Genomic DNA, 15,371 nt, shown 5'->3' on the forward strand with positions numbered 1-15,371 from the left:
TGTATAACATAGCTCCCGAACTCTGGATTTCCTGACAGTGACAAGTATGGAAAGGCCAGAGGCATGTTAGCACGCTGAATGCATAGGGGAAGCACACGACCTCTATGATAGTGATAATTTGAAATTCTGAAGGAGTTAAGTAATGAATGACAGCGGATCAGCGTTGAAAGATATTCTTGTGCTTGGTGCAGGGCAGCTCGGTATGGCGGTATTGCGTGCTCTCGCGCCGCGTGCGCGCGCTCTGCCATTGTCGGTCACGGCACTGGTCTCACCGGGCACCATTAACGATCCGTCGGAGCAGAATAGGGCAACACTGGCCGAACTCCGTGCCCTGGGGGTTGATGTGATGGGGTTCGATCTAGCCTCTGATGAACATACCCTTAAGGGGCTTTTCGGGAATTATAAGACGGTAGTGAACTGTTCGGGATTCGTAGCAGGGCCTGGCACTCAGATGAAAATAACCAGAGCGGTGTTGGCTGCCAACGTCGCGCGCTATTTCCCCTGGCAGTTTGGCGTTGACTATGACGTAGTTGGTCGCAACAGCGGGCATCCGGTTTTTGATGAGCAGTACGACGTGAGGCAGCTGCTGCGCAGCCAGCAACGTACCGAATGGGTGATTGTCTCGACGGGCATGTTCACGAGTTTCCTGTTTGAGCCAACCTTCGATGTGGTGGATCTGGAACGTGGAACCCTTCATGGCTTGGGAAGTTGGGATACCAAAGTGACCGTGACGATCCCCGAAGACATTGGCTGGCTCACGACGGAAATCTTGCTGGCTGAGCCACGCCTGGTTAATGAGGTGGTCTACGTGGCAGGCGACACGATTTCATACGGGCAGCTTGCTGATGTCGTTGAACATGTCACGGGAAGGACGTTTGAGAAGACCGTATGGACGCTGGACAAATTGCGCGCGGACCTGAAAGCTGCTCCAGATGACGTCATGACGCGCTACCGGGCAGCGTTCGCTCTGGGTGAAGGGATGTGGTGGGACAAATCCGGTACGTTTAATCAACGTAACGGTTATGAGACGGTCGACGTCGAGCATTTCTTACGGATGCAACTGCAAAAATAGGCAGAAGGGTGCGGTGCAATTCTCTTTGCCCCGCACTTTTCAGATACCGTCAGCGTTCCGGCGGCGCGAACCAGGCAGATTTAAAATCAAACCAGCCCAGCATATTCATCCTGACGCCGCGCATACTGCGCTGCCCCTGAAGCTGTAGCCAGTGATGCAGAAGAGGGTGCAGTTGGCCGCTGGCGATCAGCTTTTCACACCACTCTGCCATCGGCAGCGTGTGGTTACGCCACTGCTGCGCGTCCGCGTGCAGATCGTCATTCAGACAGTGCTGTGCCAGCGGGAGTTCGTAGAGCATCGCGAACAGGGAGAATTCGATCGGCAGGTAACAATTCAGGCTACCAAACCAGATATCGCTGTCGGCATTGCCCTGATACCAGTCTTCGTAGCTGACCGTCTGAATATGTAATGTGACGCCGTGTTGTGCCAGCAGTGTGTGCATTATCTCGCTTAATATCCGATATTCAGGGTGTGCCTGATAGAACGTGAGCGTGACGTCCGTTAGCCCTTTCGGCATGGATTGCGGTACATCGGGATGATGATGGTGCCAGCGCGGCAGCAAACTGTAGGCGGGAGACCAGTCACGCTGGTTGCTGATATTGGCGTGGTTGAGTAGCGAAATAGGGTTAAAGACCTGCCTGAGCCATCGCTGAGCTTCCGGTCGTGATGCTAACGGCGAACGCTTATCGAACAGCAGGAAATAGCCGCCTTCTTCCATCCGGCTTTCCAGCTGTTCGTGACGAGAATTGTCAGACTGGAGTTGGATAGATACCGGCATTTCCTCTGGCTCGTCGGGCAGTACCCAAATATTGACCTCATCAATTAGCGCCCGATAGCCAAAATAATCATCGAAGGCGCGGATCTTTAACTGGTTGCTGTTATTGCGCACCACGGCGTAAGGGCCAGTGCCAATCGGGTGTTGGGCAAAATCGGGTAGCGTTTGCCATTCCTGCGGCAAAATCATGGCGTGCACGCTGCCCAATAGCCACGGCAGCCATTTATCCGCGCTGCTCAGCCGAATATCAATCACGAAGGGCATTGGTGATGTGATGGTTTCAAGGTGCGAAAACAGCGGCGATGCGGTGAGGCGCTTAAGCGAGGTGATGACATCATCCATCGTGAGCTCGCGACCGTGGTGGAAGCGGATGGCCGGACGCAGATAAAAACGCCAGTGCAGCGGGGCCAGCATCTGCCAATGGTGAGCAAGATCGGGTTTTAGTTCCCCATTTTCCTCATTTATATTGGTCAGCCCGCTAAAAATTTGCCGTGCAATGTGCATTTCCGAACGCCGCAGCGCCGAACCTGGCTGCAGGTTGCGTAAGGGGCGGTAATAGAGGATGCGCAGAATATGCTTTCCCTGCCGGAAACTGCGCCCAAGGTGGGCAAGTAACATCTGGCGCACCGCTTCTTTGTCACCCACCAACTGCACTAGCTGTTCAATGCGATCCTGCTCCAGCAGATCTTCAGCGCGCTGCTGCTGTAGCGCCAGTCCGGTATAAACAAACGATAGCTGAGAGCGTTTTCCCCTTCCGGCTTCTGCCTGCCAGACGAGCCAGCCTTCCTGCTGCATCGTGTTCAGTAATGAGCGGATATGGCGGCGTGAGCAGTTCAACACCCCGGTCAACTCTTGCAGCGTGGTGTCGGTCGTTTGCCCCTGAAAGTGCTGCCACAGGCGGATGAACTGTTGTTGCAATCGAGGGGAAGACATAAAAGAGGAACTCCCTGCACTAAAGTCATCAATTTATCTTTCCCTATATTACGCCGATACTTTGCAACAAGGAAAGAGAGGAGGTGGCTGATGGCGATTTCCCGTTTGTACCAGTTCTATCAAACCTACTTATCGACCTGTAAGGCAAAGTGGTTGCGATGGATGTCTGCCCAACAGCGCGTTGCACTATTGCAGCAGGCAACGCAGTGGCACCTGAACGACATGTCTGATGAAGAGTACCGTCATTGGCTTTAGGCGGTGCGAAACAATTTATTCTGAGTAAAACAATGTATTCTGAGTAATGGTGATGTTTCACCAGCCAGCGAGTTTTTCGCTGGCTTTTTTTATGGTGTTTACCTGCCGCTAGCTTTGTCTGCTGCGGGTGGTTTGCAGGGTAGTGAGGTATCAGCGGCGTTGTTTACGTGATGATTGGTTCACGTAATGGCTTGCCTTCGCTGAGCAGTGCACAATAACGAGCTAATTCGTCCTTCTGGTGGGCATTGCGTATCTGTAAAGCCAGGTTAATCGTGGCAAGCTCCCGGGCGTTATCGGCTAATTCTTGGGGGATTTTTTTTTGTTTGGCCAGCCAGTCGGCGACATCGCTCCATTCCCACAGCGGTGATGTACCGCGTAAGCGCTGGACCGGAGAGGGGAAATCGCCCGCACCACGTTTTCCATCTTTGAGAAGCGCAATAGCCTGACGCGACAGCGCAGACAAGGCTGCGATATCACTGATTCCAACCCAGACTGCATCGACGGAGTGGACTTTGGCCTGGATGCTTGCGGACTCGATATCATGAATAGCACTGATAACCGCGGTAGAAAAACGGGGGCTTTCTCGATCAAATTCGAGATAGACGGCATTGCCATAGAAGCAGATCAGAGCGTCGTCGCAGCCGCTGGCAAAAAGCGCATCTTCCAGCCCAGCCGTATCTGCGGAAACGCCCGCTAGCGTGAGAGAAAAGTGATACGTTGTCATAAATTCCTCGGTAAGCCGTATAGACCTTCTATTGTTTCAACGTTATCAGGCAGCTATCGACATTGCGGCGGATCTGCTTTGCGTGATTTTCCGGGACTGATGTCGTGGACCAAATACTCATCATATGGGTACTGTGATCCGGCGTGCCACAGATAAGTCTGCCAAATGCATGCCCGTTGCTGGGATAAAAACGCCAGCCTTGCGCTAGTGCGTATTCAATAGCTGCCTGAATATGCTTATTTGGATGTTTTTTCATCGCTATATAGGGTCATGGTAAAGTCGCGTGTTGACAATTGTCAACGCTGGTGTTGGTCGAGAATGAAATATACCTGCTTATTTAGCTGACATTTAAACGGCGCGATCGGCCTGCGCGCAGCTTCGCAAAAGCAAATTGAAGAGGAAGACTGGAAAGGAAGCATGCCCGCAGAGAAAGACACCGGGCATGCTTACAGCGGGTTATTCCACTGGTTTTAGACGGGCGACAAAGTGCCGTAGCACGGGGGGCTCATAGGTGAACGTTAACCCTTTAATATCGTTAGCACGGGCTTTTAATGCGATAAGGGCATCTGCAATGTAGTCCATGTGGTCGTTGGTGTAGACCCGGCGTGGGATGGTCAGGCGCAGTAGCTCAAGCGGTGACGCTTTCTGTTGCCCGGTGTCTGGATCGCGCCCCAGCAGAAGCGAACCGATTTCAACGCTGCGGATACCGGCTTCCAGATACAGCGCATTGTTAAGGGCCTGCGCAGGGAATTGCTCTGGCGGAATATGAGGCAATAGCCGTGCGGCATCGACAAAGACGGCATGTCCTCCAACCGGGTACTGAATCGGAATCCCACCGGCTTTCAGGCGTTCTCCGAGATAGGCGACCTGTCCAATACGGTAGGCCAGATAGTCTTCGTCCATCCCTTCTTCCAGACCGATGGCGAGCGCCTCCATATCTCGTCCAGCCAGTCCGCCATAGGTGACGAAACCTTCCATCGGGACGCAGCGAATGCGCACCTCGTTAAACAGGTCCTCATCGCTGCGGAAACAGCACAGCCCCCCAATATTCACCATTGGGTCTTTCTTCGCGGACATCGTCAGCATGTCGCCGTATTCATACATTTCATGCACGATGGCTTTAATGGATTTATCCGCATAGCCCGTTTCGCGCTGCTTGATAAACCAGGCGTTTTCGCAGAAACGTGCCGAATCAATCACCACAGGGATCTGATGCTGCTGTGCAATATGGTAAACGGCGCGCATGTTGCTCATCGAGACGGGCTGTCCGCCTGAACTGTTGCAGGTTACCGTGGTGATAATGGCGACGACATTCTCCGCGCCATGCTGTGAAATCACGCTTTGTAACTGGTCCAGATCGAAATCGCCTTTCCAGTCATAGGCTGTGTTCGTATCAAAAGCTTTTGGTGTGACGACGTTAATGGCTCGAGCGCCATTTAGCTCGACGTGCGCAGCGGTGGTATCGAAGTGGAAGTTGGAAATGAAGATGGGCTTTTTCGCGCCGCCAGCACGCTGTTTCTTGGCTATCAGACACGGAAATAAAATCTGTTCCGCGCCGCGCCCTTGATGGGTGGGAATCGTAAACGGGTAGCCCAGCAAGGTTTCGACTTTTTCGCACAGATGATAGTAATTGCGTGACCCTGCGTAAGCTTCATCACCCATCATTAAGCCAGCCCACTGGCGGTCGCTCATCGCGCCAGTGCCAGAATCGGTCAACAGGTCGATGTAGACGTCTTCGCTACGTAGCAGGAAAGGATTGTACCCCGCCTCTGCCAGCGCTTTTTCACGTTCCGCCTGCGTTGTCATGCGGATATTTTCTACCATCTTAATGCGGAATGGTTCAGGGATGCGTTTCATGCCATAGATCTCCAGAAAAAAGAATTCCGTCGCGACACGTTATGTGACGCCGAAATAAGGAATGCAGGAACAGGAAATGATCAGCGTGGCGCTGATTCAGGCATGAGGCGGACGAGGGAAATCATTGGTGAGGCGATGGTCGATGTTGAACCAGGCCCGGCAATCGCCAGAGATGCTTAAACGGTAACGCTGAATAGTGCGCGCCATAGGCTCCTCTCACACATTGAGTTGAACGTTTTCAGCATAGTACGTCCGCGGGAAAATACCGTGATCGAAATGGCAACTCGGCTTACTGCTTTTTCTCGGCGTGTGACGCCTTGTGTGCTCATCGTGCGGGGTAATGTGGGGTTCTGTATTCAGGGTGACGAAATAGTGAATCAGTCAGTAATATTGAATGTTAAAGCGTGTTTATTCTCAATAAAAAAGAATGACGCCGTTAATCTATTTTTTTCTCTTATAATTAATATTAATGTAAGAATAATGACTAAAATAATTCACTAATTGAGTGTAATGGTTTTTATTATAAATTGTTTTTTGGGGAAACTATTTCTTTTGAAATCATAGGTGGTTTTTTGTGATGACGCTCCTATGGATAAAATTATTTTTTATAGTCCATTGTTTTTTATATTGCGTTTAACGCACATTGTCACAATCTTTAAATAGTCTGTAACATATAGCGGCGTTTTATTTTTTCTTGCTTACCAGCAATTTACTTCACAGCAATTTTTTGAATAACTCGACGGATGTAAAAATGAGCGATGTTCCTTATCAGTCAATAGAGATTTACGAAAAACCAGAACCCTGGCACGCTGCACCTGGTGTGCACAATATCAAACTGACGCCCCTTTTTGTCATTGTTTTTTCTGGTGTTTTACTTCTTTTTGCCTTGGCGGTTTCCACATCGTCCTATTTTCTTAAGCAGGCTGAGCAATCGTTAAATAGTTCGACGTTGGAATTGAATGTTCGAATGGAATTGGTTGATAGTGCTAATCATATGCGTGCAGCACGTATGAATTTGCTCCATGCTGTGAATCACTTACGTAATGGCCTTACGGATAACTACAATGCGAGTATGAAAGCGGCAGAAGAACGTCTGTCGCTGTCTCAGCAAATGTTTAATGGGTATCAAAATAGGTCAGTTCGCTCAGATGTTGAACTCGCCCGCGATAATGAATTAAAAGCGCGCTATGGCGATTATGTTGAACGCGGTATTAAACCCATGTTTGACATAGCGAAGAAGGGCAATGTTGAAGAACTCAATGCATTTGAGTCGACGACCCTGTCTAAATTGGATGATGAGTATGATGTGCCGTTGAAAGCGTCTTATCTTTATCGGGTTGAGATGGCAAAAAATATTAATGTGACGGCTGAACGGAATTCCACTCTGGGCTATACGCTCATGATAGGTGCCTTTATTCTGGCGATCGTATTAACGGGCATGACGTTCTTCGTCATTCGTCGGGTCATTATTAACCCAGTGCAGTATTGGGTATCACGCATACAGGCAATCGCGCACGGAGATTTAACGCGCCCGAGTGTGGATGTCGGACGGAATGAAATCGGTATTTTGGGGAACAACATCCAGCAAATGCAGGACTCGCTCTCCGAAACAGTTGGCTCGGTACGCGACAGTGCAGAGTCGATTCACAGCAGTTCGACGAAAATTGCCGTCGGTAATACGGATTTGTCTGCACGAACGGAGCAGCAGGCTGCAGCGTTGGCGGAAACGGCGGCCAGCATGGAGCAGCTCACGGCTGCCGTGAAGCAGAATACCGATAATGCGCACCATGCAAGTGTTGTGGCGACGGAGACCTCAGCCAAAGCGGTGAACGGTGGCGGCATTGTTGAACAGGTTGTGGGATCTATGGCGGATATCGCCAAGAGTTCAGACAAGATTTCTGAGATTATTGCGCTCATTAACGGGATTGCATTCCAGACCAATATTCTGGCACTGAATGCGGCGGTTGAAGCCGCGAGAGCGGGCGAGCAGGGTAAAGGATTTGCGGTAGTCGCAGGAGAGGTGCGTAATCTGGCACAGCGCTCGGCTAACGCCGCAACGGAAATTGCCGCGCTGATTAAAGAATCCGAAGCCAGAGTGACTGAGGGGACGACGCTGGCATCCGAAGCGGGTAAAGCGATGGCTGAGATTGTGGCTGAAATTAATAACGTCACCCGCATCATGAATGAGATCGCGCTGGCGTCTGATGAGCAGAGCAGTGGTATCAATCAGGTGTCGTTAGCGATATCAGAAATGGATCGGGTCACGCAACAGAACGCAACGCTGGTGCTGGAGGCTTCCTCGTCTGCTGCATCGCTTGAGCAGCAGGCCGAACGGTTGAATCTTGGCGTGTCCCGATTTCATCTGATGTAACCCGGTTGGTAAAAGACATAAAGACGAGAATGTGTCATCAATGGCCAGCGGCTTTGTCGCTGGCTTTTTTTTCGTTGTTTTTTCGAGCATGGGGATGTGAATCCGCTTCTGATAGAATCAGTGAAACAGGTACGCTGTTTCTGGCTATAAAGAAGTACGCACATGTCGCTTCCGCCAGAGCAATTTTGTACAAACGATAAGAGGATTAACGCGTGCATAAAAAGCCGGTAGTGCAAGAGCAAACACATTTCAGACACCTGGAGGCATTAGGTGGTCTGGATATGTTGCAGGCGCAGTACTACCAGCAGCGTTTTCCTCGCCATGTGCATGATACGTATTGCATCAGTGTGATTGAGCAGGGAGCTCAGCGTTTTTATCGCTCCGGTGCAGAACATGTTGCGCCTAAAGGTGACATCATTCTGGTGAATGCGGACGATGTACACACGGGGAGTTCGGAGGTCGAAACCGGCTGGGCCTATCGCGCCATTTATCCGCATCCCGATCTTTTTCGCTCGATTAATCAGGATCTGCAGCGCTCAAAGGATTCCATCCCGTGGTTTCCCGATGCGGTTGTTCACGACCCAGGGCTATCGGATCAACTGCTCATGACGTTCAATATGCTCGCTCAGCCGGGCAATATGCTCTTGAAAGAAACGCTGCTGTTGTCGTCATTAACCTGGCTGACGATGCGCTACAGCAAGACGCGACTGACGCCACAGATGCTGCCCGTAGCGACCCAAAATATATTGAACGTTAAAGCGTTTATGGACAGCTATCCTGAGAGAGAACTGGCTCTCGTTGAATTGGCTGCGCTGGCCGAACTCAGTGTGTGGCACTTCTTACGACAGTTTAAAGCGGTGGTGGGGATTACGCCTCACGCCTACTTGATTCAGGCACGGCTCCGCAAGGCTAAGGCATTGTTGCGTAAAGGCGATGCGATCCTCGATGTTTCCGTACGGTGCGGTTTTACCGATCAGAGCCACTTCCATCGCCATTTCAAAAACTCGTTAGGGCTGACGCCGGGCGAGTTTGCTAAAGGCAATCTGTAATTATACTCGGCCCCTATTCTGGGGCGCAGCAAATTCATCCAATACTCTTAAAAAACGTTTTGTTAGTTTTCCGCTATCGATATTTTTATGGTAATGCAATGTTATATGGAAAACACCGTAACTCGTTCATCGTCTGAATCAAAAGACACCGTGAGTCCGTGGAAGCATTTTATGACGGGGGTAGTTGAAATGCTTCCGCTCTGTTTGTCCGTGGTGCCCTGGGGAATTTTGGCTGGTTCTATGGCTATTCAGTCGGGATTATCCGTTGGGCAAAGTATCGGGATGTCCGCGATTATTTTCGCGGGGGCGGCGCAGCTCGTTTCGCTGGGCTTACTCATGTCCGGGGCGAATATTGCGACACTATTAATCTCCGTTTTTTTTATCACCGCGCAGCACCTGATATATGGCCTGACGTTACGCGAATATGTTTCAACGTTGAAATTGAGAAAGCGCCTTCCTATCGGGTTTTTATTATCGGACGAGCTTTTTGCACTCAGTGAAAAGAAAGACAGAAAGAACAACGTTAGTACCAGCTATTTAATTGGTGCGGGTTTCACCTTTTATATTTTTTGGAATATCTTCAGTATTCTTGGTGTGCTCATGGCGTCATCTGTGCCTGATTTGGATAAGTATCATCTTGATTATTCTATCGTTGCCACGTTTATCACCATTGTTGTGCCGATGATAAAGAAAATCAGCACCTTTTCTGGCGTCCTGTTTTCTCTGCTGTTGTCGATGCTGTTGACCTATTTCAAGATAGAAGGCGCCATTGCTATTGCTGGCGTCGGCGGTATGTTTTTCTCTGTGTTCGTTGCGTCTGTGCTTAAGGAAGAAAAATGAGCTGGTTATTGATATTCGTTTTGGCAGGGATCGTGTTTTTTAATCGCTATATTTTTCTTGAGCCCGCCGTACCGGTAAAAATTCCGGTGTTACTCCACCGAGCATTAAAGTATTCCGCACCTTGCTTACTCACCGCGATTTGTGGACCGATTATTTTAATGGACCACGGCGTGATTCGCGCCTTTCCTGATAACCCGTATTTTCTCGGCGCGATAGTGAGTGTCGTAATTTCATTCTTTATCAGAAATATAGTAGTCGCGGTGCTTTTGAGTATGCTGGCTTTCTATATGATTGCCGCTTTACTGTAATACAGTCCATATTTCCAAAAGAAAAAGCCCGCAGGGGAAGTGTGCGGGCTTCGGGCTATCTGTAATCTTGAATCAGTTCAAAAATGCAGGCTGATTCTTTTCATACTCGGTAATAGACGCTTCGTGTTGCAGCGTCAGGCCGATGCTGTCTAATCCGTTGATCATGCAGTGACGACGGAAGCTGTCGATTTCGAACGGGTAGCTTTTGCTGCCCGCCTGAACAACCTGATTTTCCAGATCAACGGTGAAGTTAATCCCTTCTTGCCCGTCAACCAGCTTGAACAGCTCGTCCACTTCCTCGTCGCTCAGTTTCACCGGCAGCAGCTGGTTGTTAAACGAGTTGCCGTAGAAGATATCGGCGAAGCTTGGCGCGATAACGACTTTGAAGCCGTAATCGGTCAGCGCCCACGGCGCGTGCTCACGGGAAGAGCCGCAGCCGAAGTTTTCCCGCGCCAGCAGGATACTCGCCCCTTTGTAATGCGGCTGATTCAGCACAAAATCAGGGTTAGGCTGTTGGCCCGCATCGTCCAGAAAGCGCCAGTCGTGGAACAGGTGTTGGCCGAAACCAGTACGCGTCACCTTTTGCAGAAACTGCTTAGGAATGATGGCGTCGGTATCGACGTTAGCGGCATCCAGAGGAACCACCAGACCTGTGTGTTGAGTAAATTTAGCCATGTCGGTTTCTCTCTTAATTCAACTCGCGGACGTCGGCAAAGCGACCCGTCACTGCCGCTGCCGCAGCCATTGCCGGGCTGACCAGATGGGTGCGGCCAGCGCGACCCTGACGGCCTTCAAAGTTACGGTTGCTGGTTGATGCACAACGCTCGCCGGGGTTCAGACGGTCATTGTTCATCGCCAGACACATGGAGCAGCCCGGTAAACGCCACTCAAAGCCCGCCTCGATGAACACTTTATCCAGCCCTTCCAGCTCCGCCATGGTTTTTACCGGGCCGGAACCGGGTACGACGATAGCCTGAACGCCAGCAGCAACTTTACGCCCTTTGGCGATTTCTGCCGCAGCGCGTAAATCTTCGATACGCGAGTTGGTGCAGGAGCCAATGAAGACTTTATCGATCTTCACGTCAGTCAGTTTAATGCCGGGTTGCAGATCCATATAGGCCAGTGCTTTGGCCGCGGAGGCGCGTTCTACCGGATCGCTGAAAGAGTCAGGGCTAGGGATTTCCTGATTGACGGCGATAACCTGACCGGGGTTGGTGCCCCAGGTGACCTGCGGCGCGATCTGAGCGGCGTCCAGCGTGACGATCGTGTCGAACTGCGCGTCATCATCGGATTTCAGCGTGCTCCAGTACGCAACCGCGGCATCCCAGTTGGCATCTTTCGGTGCAAACTGACGGCCTTTCAGGTAGCTGAAGGTCGTCTCGTCCGGTGCGACCAGACCTGCCTTCGCGCCCATTTCAATCGCCATATTACACAGCGTCATACGGCCTTCCATGCTCAGCGCACGAATAGCGGTACCGCAGAATTCAACCACATGACCAGTGCCGCCTGCGCTACCGGTTTTACCGATGATCGCCAGCACGATGTCTTTCGCGGTGATGCCGTGTGGTGCATCGCCGGTGACTTCAATCTTCATGGTTTTAGCGCGACCCTGCTTCAGGGTTTGCGTCGCCAGCACATGTTCCACTTCCGACGTACCGATACCGAAAGCCAGTGAACCAAATGCGCCGTGCGTTGCCGTGTGCGAGTCACCGCAGACGATGGTCATGCCCGGCAAGGTCATCCCTTGTTCAGGCCCGATAACGTGAACGATGCCCTGATACGGGTGGTTCAGGTCATACAGCTGAACGCCGAATTCCGCACAGTTTTTGATTAACTCCTGCATCTGAATGCGGGCCATCTCGCCACTGGCGTTGATGTCTTTGGTCTGCGTGGACACGTTGTGGTCCATGGTCGCGAAGGTTTTCCCCGGTTGACGAACCTTACGGCCCATCGCGCGCAGGCCGTCGAAAGCCTGCGGGGAAGTTACTTCGTGTACCAGATGTCTGTCGATGTACAGCAGCGGCGTTTCGTTCGGCGCTTCATGAACCACGTGCGCTTCGAACAATTTTTGATATAACGTCTTACCCATGGTTATGCCCCTTGCGCGACAAAACGCGCAATCACGTCGCCCATTTCATTAGTGCCGATCGCGCTGCCGGTGCTTGCCAGATCGGCAGTACGATAGCCTTCAGCCAGTGCGGTATTAACGGCTTTTTCGATCGCTTCTGCGGCATCATCTGCACCCAGGCTGTAGCGCAGCAGCAGCGCCAGCGACAGAATCTGTGCAATCGGGTTAGCAATATCTTTACCAGCGATATCCGGTGCGGAACCGCCAGCTGGCTCGTACAAACCGAAGCCTTGTTCGTTCAGACTTGCAGAAGGCAGCATGCCCATTGAACCGGTAATCATGGCGCACTCGTCGGACAGAATGTCTCCGAACAGGTTAGAACACAGCATCACGTCAAACTGAGACGGATCTTTGATTAACTGCATTGTCGCGTTATCGATATACAGGTGAGACAGCTTCACATCGGGATAGGCTTTGGCAACTTCATTCACGATCTCGCGCCACAGAATCGAGCTTTGCAGTACGTTGGCTTTATCGATGGAGGTCACGATGCTGCGACGTTTGCGAGCAGATTCAAACGCGATGTGCGCGATGCGCTCAATCTCAAAACGGTGATACACCTCGGTATCGAAAGCGCGCTCATATTGACCGCTACCTTCACGACCTTTTGGCTGGCCAAAGTAGATCCCACCCGTCAGTTCGCGGACGCACAGGATATCAAAGCCTTTCGCGGCGATGTCGCTACGCAGCGGACAAAACGCTTCCAGCCCCTGATACAGACGAGCAGGACGCAGGTTGCTAAACAGTTTGAAGTGCTTACGCAGAGGCAATAACGCACCGCGCTCCGGCTGTTCTGCTGGTGGCAGGTGTTCCCATTTCGGGCCGCCAACGGAACCAAACAGAATCGCATCGGCCTGCTCACAGCCTGCAACGGTCGCCTGCGGCAGTGGTGTGCCCTGACGGTCAATGGCGATACCGCCAACGTCATATTCACTGGTGGTAATGCGGATGCCAAAACGCTGACGTACCGCATCCAGTACTTTATGGGCCTGCGCCATTACTTCCGGGCCAATGCCGTCTCCGGGTAAAACGGCGATATGGTAGCTCTTTGTCATCACACTGTTTCCTGACTGTTTTGTTGTTTGCTATCGTTTTGTTGTTGGTTACTGTGCTGCTGCAGACGTTGAATTTCTTTTTCTACCTGCTGAGCACGTTTGATGTTGTTTAATACATTTACCATTGCCTGCGCGGAAGATTCAACGATATCCGTTGCCAGACCGACGCCGTGGAAGCGACGCCCCTGATAATCCGCGACAATATCAACCTGACCCAGCGCATCGCGCCCCTGACCTTTGGCGGTCAGTTGGTATTTGACCAGCGAAACCTGATAACCCGTAATGCGGTTGATCGCCTGATAAACGGCATCCACCGGGCCATTACCCGTTGCGGCTTCTGACTGAGTTTCTTCGCCGCAGATCAGTTTGACAGAGGCGGTTGCCATCACGCTGGAACCGGACTGAACGCTGAAATAATCCAGATGGTAGAACTCAGGCTCTTCCTGCTGACGGCTGATAAAGGCCAGCGCTTCCAGATCGTAATCAAAGACCTGACCTTTCTTGTCCGCCAGTTTCAGGAAGGCAGAGTACAAATCGTCCAGATTGTAATCGCTGTCCTGATAGCCCATCTCTTCCATACGGTGTTTCACCGCGGCGCGACCAGAACGGGAAGTCAGGTTCAACTGGACTTCTTTCAGGCCGATGGATTCCGGCGTCATGATCTCGTAGTTTTCACGGTTCTTCAGCACGCCATCCTGGTGAATACCAGAGGAGTGAGCGAAGGCATTGGCACCCACAACCGCTTTGTTAGCGGGGATAGGCATATTGCAAATCTGGCTGACCAACTGGCTGGTGCGGTAGATTTCCTGATGATTGATGTTGGTGTGTACATTCAGGATGTTATGGCGGGTTTTGATCGCCATGATGACTTCTTCCAGTGAACAGTTACCCGCGCGTTCGCCGATACCGTTCAGGGTGCCTTCTACCTGACGAGCGCCGGCGTGCACTGCCGCCATAGCGTTGCCAACGGCCAAACCCAGATCGTCGTGGGTGTGAACAGAAATAATGGCTTTATCGATATTAGGAACGCGTTGGTACAACGAGGAGATGATGTTGCCAAACTCATGCGGCATGGTGTAGCCGACGGTGTCAGGAATATTGATGGTGCGAGCGCCGGCGTTGATGGCAGCTTCAACCACGCGACACAGGTCTGGGATCGGCGTGCGGCCCGCATCTTCGCAGGAAAATTCAACGTCGTCTGTGTAGTTACGCGCGCGTTTGATCATGTAAATGGCGCGTTCGATCACTTCATCCAGCGTGCTGCGCAGCTTCGTGGCGATGTGCATCGGCGAGGTCGCGATAAAGGTGTGGATACGGAACGCTTCTGCGACACGCAGCGCTTCTGCTGCGACATCGATGTCCTTCTCGACGCAGCGGGTCAGGCCACACACACGACTGTTTTTGATGTTACGGGCGATCGTCTGAACAGATTCAAAGTCGCCGGGAGAGGAAACAGGAAAGCCGACTTCCATGACATCAACGCCCATACGTTCCAGGGCGAAGGCAATTTGCAGCTTTTCTTTTACACTCAGACTCGCCTGTAAAGCCTGCTCACCATCGCGTAATGTGGTATCGAAAATAATGACTTGCTCGCTCATCGGTTTAGTTCCTTGTCGTGTCTACTTGTACTTGGCGCTCGGCGAGTAAAAAAAAACCCGCGCATCAGCGCGGGTTTTTGTATCGTGTGGCGAGAAACTTAGTTCTGAACTCTGCCCACAAACCTACCGCGCAAGAAGGATGCGTTTAGTAGTAGGCCTAGTAGGACAGTAAAGTTGAACATGGTGTCTCGTCATCTAAAATTCGGTGTTCCTTTATTGGTACGCGATTATCAGGGTTATGTCAACTTTTGATTGGTGTGATGTGCATCAAGTAAACCAGCGATAGCCTGCGCCGAATGAACGAAAGATCGTTGCGGTTTTGAACAATGACGGTAGACTGCACGCCAAATAATGTACAGCTGTACGCTGAAACGCTGTCAAATTCTTCCCCCTTAGAAATTCTTTT

At 51.4% G+C, this 15,371-nt stretch carries 15 protein-coding genes; 6 read left to right on the plus strand and 9 right to left on the minus strand.

The window, feature by feature from the left end; translation table 11 throughout:
- Positions 1-142: 142 nt before the first annotated feature.
- Positions 143-1,072 (plus strand): aromatic alcohol reductase, encoded by a 930-nt coding sequence (locus MYB54_RS02995; protein ID WP_205531866.1) that lies wholly within the window; start codon positions 143-145, stop codon positions 1,070-1,072.
- Positions 1,073-1,121: 49 nt separating this feature from the next.
- On the opposite strand, the gene sgrR is transcribed toward MYB54_RS02995, so the two are convergent.
- Positions 1,122-2,780 carry an HTH-type transcriptional regulator SgrR gene (gene sgrR, locus MYB54_RS03000; protein ID WP_248721484.1) on the minus strand — a complete coding sequence of 553 codons (1,659 nt, stop codon included), beginning with the start codon at positions 2,778-2,780 and terminating at the stop codon, positions 1,122-1,124.
- A gap of 90 nt (positions 2,781-2,870) precedes the next feature.
- Between sgrR and sgrT the strand changes: the two genes are divergently transcribed.
- Complete coding sequence (gene sgrT, locus MYB54_RS03005; protein WP_014916671.1) at positions 2,871-3,035, plus strand: glucose uptake inhibitor SgrT; 165 nt, start codon at positions 2,871-2,873, stop codon at positions 3,033-3,035.
- Positions 3,036-3,198: 163 nt separating this feature from the next.
- On the opposite strand, the gene MYB54_RS03010 is transcribed toward sgrT, so the two are convergent.
- The 4 genes from MYB54_RS03010 to tnaC form a co-directional block, all read right to left on the minus strand.
- Positions 3,199-3,759: a helix-turn-helix transcriptional regulator gene (locus MYB54_RS03010; RefSeq protein WP_248721485.1), complete on the minus strand. Its 561-nt coding sequence runs from the start codon at positions 3,757-3,759 to the stop codon at positions 3,199-3,201.
- A 28-nt stretch (positions 3,760-3,787) separates the two neighbouring features.
- Positions 3,788-4,015 carry a hypothetical protein gene (locus MYB54_RS03015; RefSeq protein ID WP_248721486.1) on the minus strand — a complete coding sequence of 76 codons (228 nt, stop codon included), beginning with the start codon at positions 4,013-4,015 and terminating at the stop codon, positions 3,788-3,790.
- A gap of 200 nt (positions 4,016-4,215) precedes the next feature.
- Positions 4,216-5,616, minus strand: a complete 1,401-nt coding sequence (tnaA, locus tag MYB54_RS03020) for a tryptophanase (RefSeq protein ID WP_040033701.1) — start codon at positions 5,614-5,616, stop codon at positions 4,216-4,218.
- Between the two features lie 96 nt (positions 5,617-5,712).
- Positions 5,713-5,823 (minus strand): tryptophanase leader peptide, encoded by a 111-nt coding sequence (gene tnaC / locus MYB54_RS03025; RefSeq protein WP_072010003.1) that lies wholly within the window; start codon positions 5,821-5,823, stop codon positions 5,713-5,715.
- A gap of 544 nt (positions 5,824-6,367) precedes the next feature.
- Between tnaC and MYB54_RS03030 the strand changes: the two genes are divergently transcribed.
- The 4 genes from MYB54_RS03030 to MYB54_RS03045 all read left to right on the plus strand — a co-directional run bounded on the left by MYB54_RS03030 (position 6,368) and on the right by MYB54_RS03045 (position 10,184).
- Positions 6,368-7,987 (plus strand): methyl-accepting chemotaxis protein, encoded by a 1,620-nt coding sequence (locus MYB54_RS03030; RefSeq protein WP_248721487.1) that lies wholly within the window; start codon positions 6,368-6,370, stop codon positions 7,985-7,987.
- Positions 7,988-8,199: 212 nt separating this feature from the next.
- On the plus strand, positions 8,200-9,036 hold the full coding sequence (locus MYB54_RS03035) for an AraC family transcriptional regulator (protein ID WP_014916665.1): 837 nt from the start codon (positions 8,200-8,202) through the stop codon (positions 9,034-9,036).
- Positions 9,037-9,141: 105 nt separating this feature from the next.
- The gene (locus MYB54_RS03040; RefSeq protein ID WP_248721488.1) at positions 9,142-9,876 is read left to right on the plus strand and encodes an AzlC family ABC transporter permease; all 735 of its coding nucleotides are present in this window, start codon (positions 9,142-9,144) and stop codon (positions 9,874-9,876) included.
- Entirely contained in the window at positions 9,873-10,184 is a 312-nt protein-coding gene (locus MYB54_RS03045) for a branched-chain amino acid transport AzlD family protein (RefSeq protein ID WP_010298072.1), read from the plus strand. The genes MYB54_RS03040 and MYB54_RS03045 overlap by 4 nt, the downstream gene beginning before the upstream one ends.
- A 72-nt stretch (positions 10,185-10,256) precedes the next feature.
- Here MYB54_RS03045 and leuD read toward each other — a convergent pair whose 3' ends face one another.
- Genes leuD through leuA form a run of 4 tightly spaced genes read right to left on the minus strand, consistent with a single transcriptional unit; the run spans position 10,257 to position 14,965 of the window.
- Positions 10,257-10,859, minus strand: coding sequence for a 3-isopropylmalate dehydratase small subunit (leuD, locus tag MYB54_RS03050; RefSeq protein ID WP_014916662.1), 603 nt, complete (start codon positions 10,857-10,859; stop codon positions 10,257-10,259).
- 13 nt (positions 10,860-10,872) lie between these two features.
- Complete coding sequence (leuC, locus tag MYB54_RS03055) at positions 10,873-12,273, minus strand: 3-isopropylmalate dehydratase large subunit (RefSeq protein WP_014916661.1); 1,401 nt, start codon at positions 12,271-12,273, stop codon at positions 10,873-10,875.
- Positions 12,274-12,275: 2 nt separating this feature from the next.
- The gene (leuB, locus tag MYB54_RS03060; protein ID WP_010298064.1) at positions 12,276-13,367 is read right to left on the minus strand and encodes a 3-isopropylmalate dehydrogenase; all 1,092 of its coding nucleotides are present in this window, start codon (positions 13,365-13,367) and stop codon (positions 12,276-12,278) included.
- The gene (leuA, locus tag MYB54_RS03065) at positions 13,367-14,965 is read right to left on the minus strand and encodes a 2-isopropylmalate synthase (RefSeq protein WP_039501485.1); all 1,599 of its coding nucleotides are present in this window, start codon (positions 14,963-14,965) and stop codon (positions 13,367-13,369) included. Before leuA ends, leuB begins: the two co-directional genes overlap by 1 nt.
- Positions 14,966-15,371: the final 406 nt, after the last annotated feature.

It is taken from the genome of Pectobacterium nicotianae, assembly GCF_023272715.1.
GTDB lineage: Bacteria > Pseudomonadota > Gammaproteobacteria > Enterobacterales > Enterobacteriaceae > Pectobacterium > Pectobacterium brasiliense.